The following is a 15826-nucleotide window of genomic DNA, read 5'->3' on the forward strand; positions in this document are numbered from 1 at the left end:
CTGAAGTGCACGCCTGTTATTGGGTTTAAAGGTTGTCGGCAGGGGAGTAATGGCTCCCTTGGAAATAATCAAAGGGCAGCGCGCGGGCCAGTATATGGCTAGCGGCATGCTCGACTCTGTCAGCTATAAAGGAGACTTTGGTGTTGTGAGTCAGCATGGTCATGCGTTCGTGGAGCCGATTGAATAATTCTGGGTTGCCAGTGAGCTTAAGACTCAAGTCTAGGGTTGAGACGGAGATCTTTATATAGTCGAATAAATTCAAGGTTGTAAAGATTTCGATACTTTCATCGCGAGTGTTGTAATCGTCGAATGCGATTTCTATACCGTGATCTTTCAACAGATACACGTTGTGGAGGATTTTCTTTTTATCCGTGAAGCTGACCGCCGAGAGGGGTAACTCATTTAGCGCAATAACCAGTGTCTGGCCAAAGTCGCGCAGGGCGTCAGCGGATTGGATCAACTCTTCCGTCAGCGCAGAATCGGCGAGATCGGACTGTCTTACACAAACAAATATACGGCTTAAGTATTTGTTTTCATTGGCTTTATTGCGATCTTTCAGCGAGAAGGCAATCAGCCGGGTCTGCATGAGCACTTCGCTATAGATGCCACTCATCTGATGCGCCGGAAGTGCACAGGATGCATGAGTTGGCAGAACTTGATTGTCGTCGAACTGTATTTTGATCTCGCTGCCAAATGGACAGTCGTCGCGTGTGAGGATCAATTGCCGAGACAGGTAATGATTCGCACAGGCGAAGTGTGACACGCTCCCCATTGCGTTCATAATGCATAACTCCCTTATATACTAATAATCAGGCTGTCGAGATCAGACCCCTGATTAACCGATATCCATGCCCGCGAATACTTTGAATGGCATTGGTGCCATACATGCCTTTTATCTTTCCGCGAAGGCGGCTGATAGATTTTTCCAAGGCTCTTGGGTCATAAAAATTTATATTAAGCCCCATGATTCTGGCGATTTCGTCATGGCTCAATATTTGGTTTCTTGTTTCAGAAAATGCTTCAAGAATTTTCATTTCCGGAAACGACACATCCAGCTTTTTATAGTCTCCAATGAGGCACATACGAGTAGCGTCCAAGAGCAGATTTTGTCTCTTCTGCCATTCTGCGCTACTGAAAAACTCGGAAAGTGCATCAGAGTTTTCATCAGGGAGAGTACTGAATTTGATGCAGTGGTCGGCCCCCGCAAGATAATATTTCATCTTGTTGTAGGTGCCTCTGCCGGTGATGGCTACAAAAATTATTAGCCCCTGGTTGTCGGCACGAATGGTTTCCACCAGTGCGAGGCTTTCAATAAAAGCCTGAGGGCTGTCAATGACAATGAAGACTGCGCGGTATGAACTGGGTTCCCTGTTTTTCTTGAAAGAGTTGCTGTAGCACATGGTATCAATGGGTATATCATTGGCTACGTGGCTTGCTACTAATTTCCTGAACTCTTCAGCTAACGTATGGGTCCGTCCAATAGTGAGAATACCTGTCACCTCCTTTGTGTGGCTGTGGCTGATAGTCGTTATTTTCCCTGTAAGCATCATGCTTTGACTCGGCTGGGTGCTGACATTCGGATGTTAAAGCACCAATTCTCATTTGTGACTGACAATTGGTAACATTTCGCGGGTTTTTCCAGCAGCCGTCACAGTTTTTTTAACATTGCTGGTGAATCGGACGTGATTCTTTGCTCTCCAGGGGCTTGGTATGCCAGATGGCAAGAGCATAGCATAGTGCCATCTTTTGTCCCGATGTCCTGAATTTCCAGATCAATACTCTGCGCAGGCGCTTAAAATGCCCACCGCTTGATTTTTAGTTTTGAGTTATAAGTACCCTGAACTTTGTTATTAAAAACGCAAGTTTATCCGGTTTGCTGGCAAGAATATGACTAATGCTCGCGGTTATATAACGTCCCCGTTCCTGGTTGTAATGCTGGACGTTTAATAACATCGAGTTTTAATGCAGGGCTGAGTGCGCTTTACTCTCTCGTTTGCGATGAATCAGGCAATTTGCTTTCGTTAGTGAGGAGGATGAATGGATTTTTGGACTACGGTTACGGTATTGATTTTAGGGATGGTCGAAGGGCTGACGGAGTTTTTACCCATATCAAGTACAGGGCACCAGATTATTGTCGCGGATTTGCTCGACTTCGGCGGCGAGCGAGCCATGGCCTTCAACATCATCATTCAATTGGGAGCTATCCTGGCGGTCGTCTGGGAGTTTCGGCACAAGATCCTCGATATCGTCACAGGCTTGCCAACCCAACGCAATGCGCAACGTTTTACCTTGAATCTATTGATCGGTTTTCTGCCGGCAGTTGTTTTGGGCGTGTTGTTCGCCGATAAGATTCATGACTATCTATTCAACCCGATCACCGTGGCGGTAGCTTTGGTGGCAGGCGGCATTGTTATGTTGTGGGCTGAGCAGCGAGAACATGTGGTGTACGTCGACCATGTTGACGATATGCGCTGGTCCGACGCCCTTAAGGTTGGTTTCGCACAATGCCTGGCGATGATTCCGGGGACTTCGCGCTCTGGATCGACGATTATCGGTGGGCTGCTGTTTGGTCTGTCACGCAAGGCGGCGACCGAGTTTTCATTCTTCCTGGCAATGCCGACCATGGTGGGGGCCGCAGTCTACTCAGGTTACAAATATCGGGACCTGTTCCAGGCCGGCGACCTGCCAGTCTTTGCCTTGGGTTTCGTGACGGCCTTCTTTTTCGCCATGATCGCCGTGCGCGGTTTGCTCAAGTTCATTGCCAGCCACAGTTACGCCGTATTCGCCTGGTACCGGATCGCATTCGGTTTGCTGATCTTGGCTACATGGATATTCGGTTGGGTTAACTGGACTGAGGCTGCAGCGCTCTGACACTTGCACCAGGCTGCGGGACATGCGGCCTGGTTTCAAGAAAGTGGATAACCGTTAACGCCCCTCAAGCAACTCCGCCGCCTGATCCAGCAACGCCAAAGGCTCTTTAGCCTTGTGAATATCCACCGACAACAACTGGCGAAACTTGCGCGCCCCCGGAAACCCGGTGCCCAGTCCCAACACATGCCGAGTGATATGGTGCATCGAGCCACCGGCATCGATATGCGCCGCCATATAAGGCCGCAACTGCGCCAGCGCCTCGGCCCGGCTGATCACCGGTGCCGTGCTGCCGAACAGCTGCTGATCCACCTCAGCCATCACATAAGGATTGTGATAAGCCTCACGGCCCAGCATCACGCCGTCAAACGTCTGCAAATGCTCGTGACAAGCCTCCAGCGTCTTGATCCCGCCGTTGAGAATAATCTCCAACTCCGGAAAGTCCGCCTTCAACCGCGCCGCCACGTCATAACGCAGAGGCGGAATGTCACGGTTTTCCTTCGGCGATAACCCCTCCAGAATCGCAATCCGCGCATGCACCGTAAAACTCGTGCACCCGGCATCCCGAACCGTACCGACGAAATCACATAACTGCTCGTAACTGTCCCGCCCATTAATCCCGATCCGATGCTTCACCGTCACCGGAATCGACACCGCATCCCGCATCGCCTTCACACAATCGGCCACCAACTGCGGATGCCCCATCAGGCACGCCCCGATCATATTGTTCTGCACCCGATCACTCGGGCAGCCGACATTCAGATTCACCTCGTCGTAGCCGTGCTCCTGGGCCATGCGCGCGCACATCGCCAGGTCCAGCGGAACACTGCCGCCGAGCTGCAGGGCGAGGGGGTGTTCGGCTTCGTTGTGACGCAGGAAACGGTCGTGATCACCGTTGAGGAGCGCGCCGGTGGTGACCATTTCGGTGTAGAGGAGGGCGTGTTTGGAGAGCAGGCGCAGGAAGTACCTGCAATGTCTGTCAGTCCAATCCATCATCGGGGCGACGGAGAAGCGCCTGGACGGCTCAGAACGGGCGTGGCTAGTATTTACGGGCACTTCAGGTTTTTCGAGATTCATTGGTACTGGTCTTTTATACAGCGGTTTTTACCCATTTTTCCTTGTTTTTCGAAGTCGCTTGCTACAATGTAGCAAGCAAGATCAGCAATGTAGCAACTGGAAATGGGCACGATCACATCACGTAAGCGCAAGGACAACTCGACGGCCTACACGGCGCAGATACGGATCAATCGGGACGGGAAGACAGTTTATCAGGAAAGCCAAACCTTCGACCGCAAGCAGGTCGCCCAGGCTTGGATCAAGCGCCGCGAGACGGAGCTGGCCGAGCCTGGCGCGATTGAGCGCGCGAACCGCAAGGGCGTGACGATCAAGAAGATGATCGAGCAGTACCTAGACGAGTACGAAAAAATCCGTCCGTTGGGCAAGACCAAGAACGCCACGCTGAAGGCGATCAAGGACACCTGGTTGGGTGAGCTCGACGACTCGGCGCTGACCAGTCAGAAACTGGTGGAGTTCGCGCAGTGGCGAATGGGCAAGGAGGGTGGCGGCGTTCAGGCGCAGACAGTCGGCAATGATCTGTCGCACTTGGGGGCGGTGTTGTCTGTGGCGCGGCCGGCCTGGGGTTACGAGGTGGATGCGCTGGCCATGTCGGATGCGCGCAGGGTGTTGCGCAAGCTGGGCATGGTCAGCAAGAGCAAAGAGCGTAACCGGCGACCAACCCTAGATGAACTGGACAAGCTGATGAAGCACTTTTTCGAAATGCAGGAGCGCCGAAAAAGTTTGATCAACATGCCGAAGCTGATTGCCTTCGCGATCTTCTCGACACGTAGGCAGGAGGAAATCACACGGATTCTCTGGGAAGACTTGGATGAGACCCGTCAGGCCGTCCTGGTGCGCGACATGAAAAACCCCGGGCAGAAGATCGGCAACAACGTGTGGTGTCATCTGCCGGATGAGGCCTGGGCGATTCTGCAGTCCATGCCCAAGACGGAGAAGGAAATCTTTCCCTATAACGCCAGATCGGTATCGGCGTCCTTCACGCGGGCCTGCCCTATGCTCGGAATTGAAGACCTACATTTCCATGACCTGCGGCATGAAGGGGTAAGCCGACTGTTTGAGATGGACTGGGACATTCCCAGAGTGTCAAGCGTGTCGGGGCATCGAGATTGGAACTCATTGCGTCGTTATACGCACCTGAGAGGAAGGGGGGACTCCTATAAGAGTTGGCAGTGGAAAGATTGCCTTCTCAAGAAGTGACGAAACATTCTGAGCCGATTTGGCCCGGTGGGTCGTTGCTTGCGGTAGGCAAAATTAGTATGTTCTCAGACCTGTGATATTAAAAAGACATCCAGCCTGTCTTTTTACCCCCAATTTGCCCATTGCTGAGATTAGAAATGAGAGCTGAGTTCAAGGAAAAGAAAGCGGTTTCTATTGATCTGTTGACCTTGGATGAGAAAAACCCTCGTCTCGGTTTCGCCAAAGATCAAGATGCTGTTTTAGCTCGAATGATTGCGTACGGGCAGCCTTTCTTTGCGCTGGCCAAGGATATTGCTGAGTCTGGTTTGTCCATTGAGCATGTCGTGGTGCAAAAAGATGGAAATAAATACAGAGTTAGAGATGGGAATCGTCGAATTTCAGCGCTAAAACTATTAAATCGACCACACCTCTGCCCTGATAAGGCCACACGGGAGCGATTTACGAAGCTTGCGAAAACGGCGGAGGAGAATGGCAATCTGCTCGGCAGGGTCGATTGCATGGTTGGATCCAGTGAAGAAGCGATTAACGCTTATATCTGGCGAGCCCACACCGGTGAAAATGGTGGGGTGGGCAGGTCGGGGTGGGAGTCTCTGCAGCAAGAGTTTTATCAGATTTCAATCGGTGAGAAGGGAGGCTATTGGAGGGCCGCAAAGCTCATGCTTTGGGCTGATGAAAACGATTTGGAGGTTCCAGATAAGTTCAGCATTACTACTTTGGGGCGGTTTTTTAACGCGGCGAAAAATATCAAGTTACTTGGTTTTGAGTTTGATGAGGAAGACAATATTTTTCCAACGGTGCCATTGTTTACGGCCGTTGTAATCGTCAAGAAAATCATTGCTGATATAGAGTCTGGATACGTTCACGTGAAGCGTGGCGACACTCCCGGAACCCTTTCGCTGATGTTGGCAGAAAATCGCGATCTGTATATCGCTGCGATTCGACACGAGATGAAGTTGGACTCTGTTGGCGCGGCTGACCCTGTGCCGGGCGGCAACGACACGGGTACAAGACCGGTGTCTCCGCCGGCCGGCGGCCAGCCTGGTGAAAATGGTAGTGGTCCAGGCGTAGACGGCGGCAAGCCTGGAGCGGGTCCTACGCAAGCAGGTGCTCCAGGGGCTGAGGGGGCGAATGTAAAGGGTGGCAAAAACGGCACCACTCCCGCAACTCACAGCTCTCTCCGGAAAAAATATGTGACCAGGACTTTGCATCCTCTGGAAATGCCCACGAGCGAACAAAAAATTAGAGATATCTATAAAGAGCTTCAGACTGTCGAAAAGTGCCCGATAGCGGGGATGATGCTGGTGCGGGCCTTTGTTGAAAGTACCTTCAGGGCATTCGTGAGGAGAAACGAATTGATGGAGGAGGGGCGTATCGATGGTGCCTCAATAAAGGACATGCTTAAATTTATTCGAAAGAAGTTGATTGACGATAGTATTTTGGTAGAGGGAACAGGGTCGGATTTATTTCAGAAGGTCGAGTTGATGGCGCAAAATTCGATCGTGACAGTGCCGACTATGCAGAAGTTTATTCATTCTGAAATGTTTAATCCCAAGGATGCGGATGTTATAAAAACTTGGGATGAGTTCTATCACTTCTTGAAATTGCTGTGGCAGTTGCTAGCTGCTAAGGCTTAATTGTTTTGTGCTCGGCTCCTTAATTGGGCTTATCTGTTTTGATGTGAACGGTAAGGGGTCGATGTTTATATTTTTGTAGATTAGAAGCTCTTTTGCAACGGGGCGTTCCAGGTGGCTTGAGTAGATGATGTTGAATGTTAATGTGTTGTGGTCTTCGTAAATTTCTTGAATTTCTTCGCAGTTGTCATACGTCACAATAATTGGTGTCTTTATTGAGTGTACCAATTGCGCAATGCGTACGTGGTCGTCGTGCGTATAGAAACTTGAGTAAAGTTGGTCGGCCTTCTTGTAGTACGGTGGGTCAAGGTTTATCAATGAGTTCGCATTGTGCGGAACTTTGTTCATGAACTTGATGGCGTCATCCGACGAAATTGTTATGTTGGATCTCATTTCGCTTATGTCTAGGATGCGTTTAGCTAGATTTCCTTTTGTGTACCGGGCGTCGATTTTATAATTTCCGTCCTGGTTCTTCCCTCCAATAACTCCCCCTTTTATAATGCCTGAACGATTGGTTCTATTCAGAAAGAAAGTAGCGAAGCCTAATTCGAGCTCGGTGTGCTTTAGAGGATTGAAGTAGATTTCTCGCTGCTTTTCTCTTTCGTCGATAGTTACTTCAGTTTCAAGCAGAAGCTTGATGAAGCTGCGGCTATCATTTGTAACGGAATTCCAGAAGCTATAAATTGCAGGGTCAATATCATTAATAAATATGTTTTTTACGTACTTATTGCTCAGCAGATAAATTGCCGCGCCCGCGCCGCCGGCGTAGGCCTCAATGTACGAGCCATCTTGAATGTTGTTGTTCCTTAGCAGGTGCGCAAGCCAGGCTCCAAGCTTGGCCTTGCCACCGGGATAGCGTAACGGTGTAAGCATCTGACTATTCTCTAAAAAATCGCTTATGATATTGGATTTTTTAAGGGATTACAAATGGTGATTGGTAACCCCTCAGTAGTAGCGAAAATATAGCTCTTATTTAAGTTAACGCATAAGTTGTTTCTGCTCTTTGGTCGCCTTGTCTCTTTGCTTGTCGATGTAGTCGGCTAAATCTCGTAGATGGATACCAAGGGCGGCCTTTTGGCTATTGGCTCCAAGCCTGACAATTGGAATGTCTATTTCTCCTGACATGCATTTTAGTTTGAATTTCTCAACAGTTAATTGCATGTAATCAGCACAAACGCGACTGAGTGGGATGACAGCCTGTCCATCATATTGAGCCATTAGTAAAAAAAGCGTATTCATGCTGCCACCCCTATCAAATCGCCATCTGCTGGATCTATGTTTTCACTAACTAACGCCATCATCGGCCACGGCGAAACCGAATTGCCAACCATCATTACCTGAGTCTTATTGGTGAATTTCCGGCCGTCATGCCCGGTGTCGATGATGTAATGCTCGGCGCTCGGGTGATTACGCTTGTGCATGCGGATCGCGTCGGCGTCGTGGTTGATGGCGATATCCACTGGAATGTCGGTGGTCATCTCCTGGCCCATGGTCGCGTCACCGCCGCCTGCGAACAGGTCGACGCGGATTCCGCCAATCAAGTTCAGACCGAATTGTGTTTTGACTGCTGTCGTGATTGGAGTGGGGTCGAAGGAAGTCATGCTTGGCCTCCATGGACGGGAGTGACGAAAGTGGGCAAGCTTTGCGACCGCTTTGGCGCAAGGAGCCAGCAATGAATACTGACAGCGCTAAATTCACGAATAAGAGACTGGTTTTGTGGTTGCTTTCCCCTCTCGGTGTGTTGCTCGTTGTAGGTGGCGCGGTTTTGGCTTTTATGCAAAAAGATGCGCCTGCATGGTTTCAAGTTATCGGAAGCTTGGCGGCCGTCATCACTGCACTGGTCGTAGCTAACAAGCAGGCGCGTGACACTGCTCAAGCGCGCAGGTCTAAAGATGAGGTGGTATTTAGGCTCGTTTGTGGCGTCGCAGAGCGTGCTGCTGCGGTGAGTAGCCTTTTGTTTCAGAATTTCGACACGATTCAATCTAATGACAAGGCTGCTCGGGTTGAAATCATGACGACAGTTGAGGAGCAGTTGCTCGCTATGCGCGGCATTAATCCTGTCGATTTGCCATTGCCAGATATGGTCGAACCCTTCCTGGTTATAAGGGGAGCATTGGAGCAGAGTGTGGTCATGGCGCGTCTGCTTTCCGATACGGGCATGATTGATAGATTGAGGTGTGCGACAACGCTTTCGATGAACTCTCAGGCTATTCACCAGGCGGCCAGAAAATTGTCTGGAATGCGGCTGGCTTAGATTTTTTTTCGGAGGTTTATACCCCACAACAGGCTGCGCGGGCGGGCAATTCTGAGCGATTAGCGTTGCATCGGGTGTGGCTGCCTCGCGCAGCTTTTCGTGGGGTATAAGTGCCTCGGCAGTGGAGCTGATAGAAGCAGTAATGCCTGCTGCTGCGCAGCAGAGACTCTTTGTTTCTTGTATGTCGACGCCATTAGCGTTGCAGAGCAAAGCGGTCGATGTTTGGGGGGGGTGCAGATCCGTCTTCATGCCGCTTTCCTCCGGTGTTCGATTGCGAGTTGGTCCATCAGGCGCTGGTGAAACGTGAGCCGTGCTTCGGTGGCGGACCATGGACGGATGGTTTCAACCATGGGTTCGATGCCGATCAGGCAATCCCAGATTGCCGGATCGGTTGGCATCAGATCGCGGCGTTCGGTGGCAAGAGCGATCAGGTCAGCGTGGCGAACAGAAGCCGGCAGGTCCTGGTCCAGGTCGAAACGCGTGCAGATGCGCTTCCAGATCCAATTCTCGACGTCCTGGTAGGCATGCATCCATTGCTTCAGCGGCTGCACCATATCGCCGATGTAGGCTTCGGTAGCGTCGTGCAGAAGTGCCGTTAATTTGTCCTCGTCGGGCACCAGGTCAGCGACCATGCAGCAATGTTGTGCCACGCTGTAGAACTCGCGGGTGTGGCCATTGAAGCGGCATAGATTGGCCAGCGAATGGGCGATATCGCGTGGGTCAATCAGGTCCGCATCAGGCTCATACAGATCAAAGCGCTTGCCGGTATAGGTCAGAATCTGACTCATGCAGCCTCCTTGACCAGATCAGCCAGCAACAGTGCGTGCTTGGTGTCCTTGTGCAATTGGCGCATCGCGTCGAACCCGATTAGCGCAGCCAGCTGACGGTCGAACTCTTTGCGAAAACGCGTCACTTCACGTAGCTCGGTAGTGGCTTTGGTGCATTGCTGTTGCAGCGCGCCGGCTACCTGTGGGGTCAAACGCAACAATGGAGTAGGGCGGTTCATGCTGCTTCCTCCTGCACTACTGGTTCCAGAAGGGCAGCCATGGCAAGGGTCTGGTCGCGCAGGGCGAGTGTGTCGCGTTCGAGCTTTTTGCCGGTGCGGAATGCGCTGAATGTCTCGGCAGCAATTCTGAGTTTTTCGGCAATATCCAGCAGGATCTGGCGGTTAGGTTCGCCGAGTTTGGATGCGGCCAATGCACGTGTGTAGTGGTCCCAAAGCTGTTGGTGGTGCTGGCGGGCTTGATCAAGTCGCAGGTTCAGCTCGTGGAGTCTCTCGTTACTGTCTGCCCGCTCGATGCTCTGGCCCTCAGTGATGCCGGCGGTCATGCCATCGCTACGGCCCATCTTGTAGCCAAACCAGAAAAGAAGGCCGACAGCGATGGTGAGTCCGATCAGTGCGTAGATTTGAATCTCGGTCATGTGGTGTGCTCCTGGTGTTGTCTTAGGCTGGTGGTGACAGCCATTTGGGTTGCTGGTCTTACTCGGTTTGTTCGTCCTGCGGTCGCAGCATCTCTTCGTCCGCCTTGTAGGCACGGATATCGATCAGTGAGGCGACATGCCGGATGTGTGCGTACTTCGGCGCCTTCCGGCTGGTGTCCAGCGTGGTGATGGGGAGCTGGATCCGGCCGCTGTTGATCTCCGCCACAAACGATTGTTCGTTGAGATTGCGGAAGTACTGCTCGCGCACTTTTTCCAGCGGGATCAGCACGTCGCCGAAGGTGCGGTAGAGCAGTTCCACGGTGGCCGATTCTGGTGCGGGCAGCAGTCGGAGTGGTGTTTGACCTGCATTAGTCATTGGCTTGCGCAGCCTCCTTGCGTTGTGTTCTTGCCGGATGGTTCCAAGCGTTCAGGCAGTGGCGTTTGGTCAGCTCGCGCAGATGCTCCGGCACTTCGAGGAGCGCGGCGTTGCGCTCCTCGCGTGTGCGCATGGCGACAATCTGGCGGGCGTATTCCCTAGGCCACGTCACGGCTATCTACCGGGATTTCGGGTAGGTTCAGCCCCAGTTGCTCGGCCAGCCAGCGGATGCCGGGCTGCTTGATTCGGGTTGACTGGCTGTACTGCATGCCGAGCTGGTCGTGGTACCAGTTGCTTTCCTTGATCCGCAGGTACTCGCGATCACGAGTCGGATAGGTCGGCAGGTTCCGCTCATTGAGCAGACCCTTTTCCCGCATGAGGCCGATCAGCTTGGGCCGGGTCAGGCCCAGGTGTTTTGCGGCTTGAGCAAGCGTACGTTCCATGGCACCCCCTTAGGCTGCATGCGCGGCGGGAGTCGCCACGGCAGCCAGGTGGTTAATGGACTCGACAACCTTCTTGTAGATCTCGGCGTCGGTACCGCACACGGTGAAGCACTTTGTACGCGGGCGCTTCACACCGATGCTCATGATCGTGGTGACGCCGGTGCGTGTTTGGGTGCGATGGATGGCGACATGGAAGGGGAGCTCGAACCCCATGTCGAGACTCAGTACGCCGCCGGTGCTCACCAGCTCGAATACCCGCTGCTTGTTCTCGACATCAAACCGGGCGTATTGGCGGCTTGCGTGCGGGAGGTTCAGCAAATCGACTGTGTTATTTGGATCAAATGGGCCGTTGACGATCTCTTCGATAAAGTCGGCCAGCTTGAGGTGCATCTTTTTTTCGTTCTTCAAGGTCAGCGTGTGGCGCTCGCTACCCAGTTCAACTGTGAAGAGGGTGTCAGATGTGTTGCGTTCGACTTTCAGGCGAAACGCCAAGGCGTCACGCTTGGGTGTCGACCTTACGACATGGTTGAAGGTCTCGGTCAGATTGACTTGGGCGTTGAGCAGCTGCAGCGTGCGGTTATCCAGCTTGTATTTGCTCATGCTGCACACCCTCCGCCATTCGGATCGAACGGATCAGGAGTCGCGCGGGGTTTTATCTTGGGTTTGGTGGGGATGAATGCGCAGCCGGATTCGCGAGCCAGACGGCGAATCTCGAAGATGCGGGAGGGGTCAGCAGCGGCCGGGTGGACGTGCAGGGTAGCTGTGGTGTGCATGGTGTTGCCTCGCTCTGTGGTGGAGAGTGAGACAAATATAACCTTAAAGGTTAATTTTTCAAGAAAAAATGACCTTGATGGTGTTTAGATGGCGATTTCCTTCACGCCCATCGCGTGAATCCACCCACCACGCCAAAAATCTTCGCATTGAGCAAGAGAATGCCAGAGTGCTGTTCGCCAGTGGTTTCTTCCAAATGTTCTGCTTGAATCCAAATGACTTTTCTGTAAGAAAAATTTGAACGATTCATCCCCTATTTCAGAAAAGAACGTAAAGCTAGTTATTTGAGATGAAAGAAATGAGTTTATTTCAGGTTTGTATCTATTATTAAGTTCAAGTTCGGAAAATTGAAAGGATAGCCTGGATATTTCATCTGCATCTATTTCTGGGTTGTTCGTGATCGAAAAGTTAACAATCAAACCGTCTTCTGAAATGCTTGCTTGAGCAGTTAAAAATTCTTCATCTGTAAGATTGCTGAAGTATACGTGTGAGTATTGAGTGGCCGGTTCTTCGCCCGCAGAAGCTCTTTTTTTGTTGTTGCACGGATGGCAGCAAGGTACTAAGTTTTTTGCATAAATTGAATGAGCTTTAAAGACTGATCGAGGAATGTGATGGTCAAGATCCCTTATTTCGCCAAAGCCACAATATGGACATTTTTCTACTGCAAGTTTTAAACGCTCTCTAAGTTTTTCAAGTCTGCCACCAATTTGTACTTGGTTGTAAGCTGCGTGCAGTGCTACCAGTAGTTCATTTTCAAGGGTCGAGGTATTCAATAGTGGTGAAGGTTGGCCGTGTAATTCATCATACAGTTCGTAAAGACGAAGGATTTCAGTTTTTTGCTCCGGAGTTATTGGGAATGACGGTGAGCCATTGGCATAAGTCAATGCGTTTGTAATGTCTAGCTCTGCTTGAGATGTATCCGGAGGAGGGACTTTCCACATTATTGTTTACCTTTTGTTGCAAGCTGACTCATTACATATGCTCTGGCTTGCATGCTTAGGCCATGTGGGGAGAAAAGAGCTTCAATGGTTTCTAAAGATGTATATGCGTTAATTATCGAGTCTAGGACTTTATAAAAATCAGTTGCATTTGTGTTTAGGCCGAAAAACTCGCCGGTTAATGTACCAACATTTTCTCCGAATGTTTCACTCTTCGTTTTAAATGCGCTTGTGGTACTACCCTCTCTCCTAATGGCATAAACATGGCTTGAAAGCGTTTCTTGTATTACGACGGGCGAATGGGTTGCAACAATGGCAAATGCATTTTTTTCGTTGAGGATAAGTCGAATTGCATGCATTAAAGCAGCTAGTAATGGCGGGTGTAGGTGTGTCTCTGGTTCATCTATTAAGATCAACGAGCCTTGCGTTACATTTGCCGCTAAGTTTGAAAGGATGTGCATTACAATTTTATGGCCCGTACTCCAAGACATGAACGCTTTAGTAGGACCCAAGTACAGCATTAACTCGACGTTGAGTATTCCACTGAAAGAGGGGAAAGATGGATCTTTTAGAAGGGTGTGTAATGCTGCATTAAGTATTTTTTCTGACCCGTTTCGCTTCACAAGTTTCAATGTATTAGCGAATTCATCTGCTAGTGTGGAGATTGATTTTAGAAGCGTATGAGAAGTCTTATCTTCTTCAGGTTGGGGGCTTTCGGTATTTTTGGTTTCGGAGTTTATTTTATTAGCTAGTTCCGAAGCAATATCTCTAAGTCCACAGAATACGAAGCGGCCAATCCCCGAGTTCGTCTCACTAGCTATCTGGACTCTTTCGTCAGGATCGCTTTCGTTTTTTGGCTTAACGCCGGGTAGTGTAAAATTGTCAAAGGCGCTATATGAAACAGTTATTATTCGAGGAAAGCCGATGTAAGTTGGTATTATTTTACCAAGGCCATCAAATACTCCATCTTCTCGATGTTTAACGCTGCCATGCGCCACGCGAGCAAGTCTGGCAAGAAGTGTGCTTTTTCCAGAACCATTTCTGCCGATAAGTGCAATTATTCTACTTGGTAGTGGATGTTTCTTATCGTTTAGAGTGGGGTTAAGTACTCTGAAGTCAAAGGTTATTGGTTGCTCCCAGTCTGTGGGGTGAAATGTAAATTGAAGGCCGGAAGATGTGATCTTAGTGTAGTTTTTTGTTAGAATTGCACTTGCTGTAGTTAGAAAGTCATCAATGGCCGGATGGTATCTGAATAGAGAGTCTTTCCAGCCGGGCTCGTCTTTGAAGTTGGAAATCAGGCGAGAGTTGAAAACGATATCGTTAAGGCCGGACAGTAATTTTTCTCGCTCTGAATATCCGAGTTGAGAAAGTCTTTGATAGTAGTCTAGTGATTGACCTAATGATATAAAGTCGCTTGGCAAACATAGGATGTCATCGTTTACATATGGCTTTTTGTCCGCGGCTTGCCCTTTTTTTAGTATTTTCACGCCGCCGAGAAAGAGTAGGCCGGACTTGGTGTTTGCTCCGGTTTCAAAGTACAAGTTATATTGTGTTCTAAAACTATAATCATCCCATTCATCTTGTACTAAGATGAAGGTTGGCTCCGTATATTGTCCTTTTTGGGGAGGAGTTGAAGTGACTTTTATTAGGTTGTTCACTATGATTTTTCCTTAAATCAGATGCAGTGCTCTAGACGGTTATAGGTCTGAGATTTTCCATCTGGCTCTACCGCATATACTCCATTCTTCTGACATGCGGATTATTCTCTCGGGCCAGTCAGGGTTTAGTGCATACAGATATTGCTCATTACCTTCCTGCTTAAGCTGTTTTAGAGTCGCAGCTTGGTCTCTTGTTCTTTTGGCTGCAACAAAATGGCCGGGCAGTGCTTCTAACGATGGGTCGATTACGATCTTATCCCCCTCCAGAAACTTTGGTTCCATGCTCACCCCTTCCACACGGAGAATGAATGCACGCGGTCCCACTGGACCAGGCGCATCGATCCATTCCTCTGCATCTCTTGGGTCGAAACTTCCGTGAGCTTCACACCACGCTCCTGCAGCAATTGATCCGATTACCGGCAATTTACGTCCTGTATGGCTCAGCACCGTAGCGTTGTTGAACTCGCCAAGCCCGTAGGGCATGTCGAGATAGCCCGTATGCAGGGCAAGAGCTTTCTCAATCTCGCGAGCAATCTGGTCACCGATACCCTTCGTGGGATTCTTTCCACCGAACGCACTCACTTGGGCGGGAGCTTTGCCCAGTAGGTCAGCGATATCAGTCAGGCGAAGTTTTTTTTCGGCTAAGACTCTTCGGAAATTCTGTAGGCGGGTATCTGAGATTTTCATTCGGAGATTCTGGCTTTTTTAACCTTTCAGGTGAATATCCAAAATGGTGTTGAAAAAATTAACCTTTATGGTTAAATGTGGCGCTAGGAGGTACACCACATGAATCTGCGCGACTACATCAACAGTTTGGATTCCGAGGCGCTTACGGCTTATGCAGTACGTTGTCGCATAGCTGTCAGCTACCTACGGCTTCACGTCAAATATGCGAGTAAAGACCCCAGCGTCTCACTGATCAAATCATTGACTCGCGAGAGTGAAGGTTGCGTCTCCCTTGCTGAGGTGCTGGAACATTTCGGTATCACCGAGACGATTTTAACTAAAGCAGCATAGCTAGAAAAAAGGCGACCCAATGGCCGCCCAGTTCCTCCCGGCACGCACCACCACAGCGCTGTCGGGTCGCGATAAAGATAGGCGGGCACACCACATGCAAACCGTCGATCTTTACCGCGCTTTCCAAGGCACGGATGCCTTGGTGTTGCTGCCTTTTCCACCACAGATTGGGCA

At 50.3% G+C, this 15826-nt stretch carries 21 protein-coding genes; 5 read left to right on the top strand and 16 right to left on the bottom strand.

Annotation, left to right across the window (positions count from 1 at the left end; translation table 11 throughout):
- Positions 1-25: 25 nt before the first annotated feature.
- Positions 26-613, bottom strand: a complete 588-nt coding sequence (locus ACYZUD_RS00390; protein WP_462022088.1) for an EAL domain-containing protein — start codon at positions 611-613, stop codon at positions 26-28.
- 196 nt (positions 614-809) lie between these two features.
- Positions 810-1550 carry a winged helix-turn-helix domain-containing protein gene (locus ACYZUD_RS00395; protein WP_462022089.1) on the bottom strand — a complete coding sequence of 247 codons (741 nt, stop codon included), beginning with the start codon at positions 1548-1550 and terminating at the stop codon, positions 810-812.
- Between the two features lie 487 nt (positions 1551-2037).
- On the opposite strand from ACYZUD_RS00395, the gene ACYZUD_RS00400 reads away from it, so the two are divergent.
- Complete coding sequence (locus ACYZUD_RS00400; protein ID WP_462022090.1) at positions 2038-2871, top strand: undecaprenyl-diphosphate phosphatase; 834 nt, start codon at positions 2038-2040, stop codon at positions 2869-2871.
- 54 nt (positions 2872-2925) lie between these two features.
- Here ACYZUD_RS00400 and dusA read toward each other — a convergent pair whose 3' ends face one another.
- Positions 2926-3945, bottom strand: a complete 1020-nt coding sequence (dusA, locus tag ACYZUD_RS00405) for a tRNA dihydrouridine(20/20a) synthase DusA (RefSeq protein ID WP_462022091.1) — start codon at positions 3943-3945, stop codon at positions 2926-2928.
- A gap of 102 nt (positions 3946-4047) precedes the next feature.
- Here dusA and ACYZUD_RS00410 point away from each other — a divergent pair, with 102 nt between their 5' ends.
- The gene (locus tag ACYZUD_RS00410) at positions 4048-5142 is read left to right on the top strand and encodes a site-specific integrase (protein WP_462022092.1); all 1095 of its coding nucleotides are present in this window, start codon (positions 4048-4050) and stop codon (positions 5140-5142) included.
- Between the two features lie 137 nt (positions 5143-5279).
- The gene (locus tag ACYZUD_RS00415) at positions 5280-6776 is read left to right on the top strand and encodes a hypothetical protein (RefSeq protein ID WP_462022093.1); all 1497 of its coding nucleotides are present in this window, start codon (positions 5280-5282) and stop codon (positions 6774-6776) included.
- Here ACYZUD_RS00415 and ACYZUD_RS00420 read toward each other — a convergent pair.
- The 3 genes from ACYZUD_RS00420 to ACYZUD_RS00430 all read right to left on the bottom strand — a co-directional run bounded on the left by ACYZUD_RS00420 (position 6759) and on the right by ACYZUD_RS00430 (position 8374).
- Complete coding sequence (locus ACYZUD_RS00420) at positions 6759-7646, bottom strand: DNA adenine methylase (RefSeq protein ID WP_462022094.1); 888 nt, start codon at positions 7644-7646, stop codon at positions 6759-6761. The genes ACYZUD_RS00415 and ACYZUD_RS00420 overlap by 18 nt on opposite strands.
- Before the next feature lie 105 nt (positions 7647-7751).
- Complete coding sequence (locus tag ACYZUD_RS00425; protein WP_462022095.1) at positions 7752-8012, bottom strand: pyocin activator PrtN family protein; 261 nt, start codon at positions 8010-8012, stop codon at positions 7752-7754.
- Positions 8009-8374, bottom strand: a complete 366-nt coding sequence (locus tag ACYZUD_RS00430) for a hypothetical protein (RefSeq protein ID WP_462022096.1) — start codon at positions 8372-8374, stop codon at positions 8009-8011. Before ACYZUD_RS00430 ends, ACYZUD_RS00425 begins: the two co-directional genes overlap by 4 nt.
- 71 nt (positions 8375-8445) lie before the next feature.
- Between ACYZUD_RS00430 and ACYZUD_RS00435 the strand changes: the two genes are divergently transcribed.
- Positions 8446-9027 (top strand): hypothetical protein, encoded by a 582-nt coding sequence (locus tag ACYZUD_RS00435; RefSeq protein ID WP_462022097.1) that lies wholly within the window; start codon positions 8446-8448, stop codon positions 9025-9027.
- Between the two features lie 245 nt (positions 9028-9272).
- Here the strand turns inward: ACYZUD_RS00435 and ACYZUD_RS00440 are convergent, their stop codons facing one another.
- From ACYZUD_RS00440 to ACYZUD_RS00485, 10 genes are all read right to left on the bottom strand, one after another.
- A complete protein-coding gene (locus ACYZUD_RS00440; protein ID WP_462022098.1) occupies positions 9273-9815 on the bottom strand; it encodes a phosphohydrolase in 543 nt (180 codons plus the stop codon).
- A complete protein-coding gene (locus ACYZUD_RS00445) occupies positions 9812-10033 on the bottom strand; it encodes a hypothetical protein (protein ID WP_462022099.1) in 222 nt (73 codons plus the stop codon). The genes ACYZUD_RS00440 and ACYZUD_RS00445 overlap by 4 nt, the downstream gene beginning before the upstream one ends.
- On the bottom strand, positions 10030-10449 hold the full coding sequence (locus tag ACYZUD_RS00450; RefSeq protein WP_462022100.1) for a hypothetical protein: 420 nt from the start codon (positions 10447-10449) through the stop codon (positions 10030-10032). Before ACYZUD_RS00450 ends, ACYZUD_RS00445 begins: the two co-directional genes overlap by 4 nt.
- A 58-nt stretch (positions 10450-10507) precedes the next feature.
- Positions 10508-10825: a pyocin activator PrtN family protein gene (locus ACYZUD_RS00455; protein ID WP_429386830.1), complete on the bottom strand. Its 318-nt coding sequence runs from the start codon at positions 10823-10825 to the stop codon at positions 10508-10510.
- Positions 10818-10958, bottom strand: coding sequence for a hypothetical protein (locus tag ACYZUD_RS00460; protein WP_173887048.1), 141 nt, complete (start codon positions 10956-10958; stop codon positions 10818-10820). The genes ACYZUD_RS00455 and ACYZUD_RS00460 overlap by 8 nt, the downstream gene beginning before the upstream one ends.
- 25 nt (positions 10959-10983) lie before the next feature.
- Complete coding sequence (locus tag ACYZUD_RS00465) at positions 10984-11268, bottom strand: phage antirepressor KilAC domain-containing protein (RefSeq protein ID WP_462022101.1); 285 nt, start codon at positions 11266-11268, stop codon at positions 10984-10986.
- 9 nt (positions 11269-11277) lie between these two features.
- Positions 11278-11868: a hypothetical protein gene (locus tag ACYZUD_RS00470; protein ID WP_462022102.1), complete on the bottom strand. Its 591-nt coding sequence runs from the start codon at positions 11866-11868 to the stop codon at positions 11278-11280.
- Positions 11869-12125: 257 nt separating this feature from the next.
- Complete coding sequence (locus ACYZUD_RS00475; RefSeq protein ID WP_462022103.1) at positions 12126-12980, bottom strand: HNH endonuclease; 855 nt, start codon at positions 12978-12980, stop codon at positions 12126-12128.
- Positions 12980-14635, bottom strand: a complete 1656-nt coding sequence (locus ACYZUD_RS00480) for an AAA family ATPase (protein ID WP_462022104.1) — start codon at positions 14633-14635, stop codon at positions 12980-12982. The genes ACYZUD_RS00475 and ACYZUD_RS00480 overlap by 1 nt, the downstream gene beginning before the upstream one ends.
- A 39-nt stretch (positions 14636-14674) precedes the next feature.
- A complete protein-coding gene (locus ACYZUD_RS00485; protein WP_462022105.1) occupies positions 14675-15322 on the bottom strand; it encodes a LexA family protein in 648 nt (215 codons plus the stop codon).
- A gap of 99 nt (positions 15323-15421) precedes the next feature.
- Here ACYZUD_RS00485 and ACYZUD_RS00490 point away from each other — a divergent pair, with 99 nt between their 5' ends.
- A complete protein-coding gene (locus ACYZUD_RS00490; protein WP_462022106.1) occupies positions 15422-15652 on the top strand; it encodes a hypothetical protein in 231 nt (76 codons plus the stop codon).
- Positions 15653-15826 lie beyond the last annotated feature (174 nt).

This window comes from Pseudomonas sp. XS1P51 (assembly GCF_054897845.1).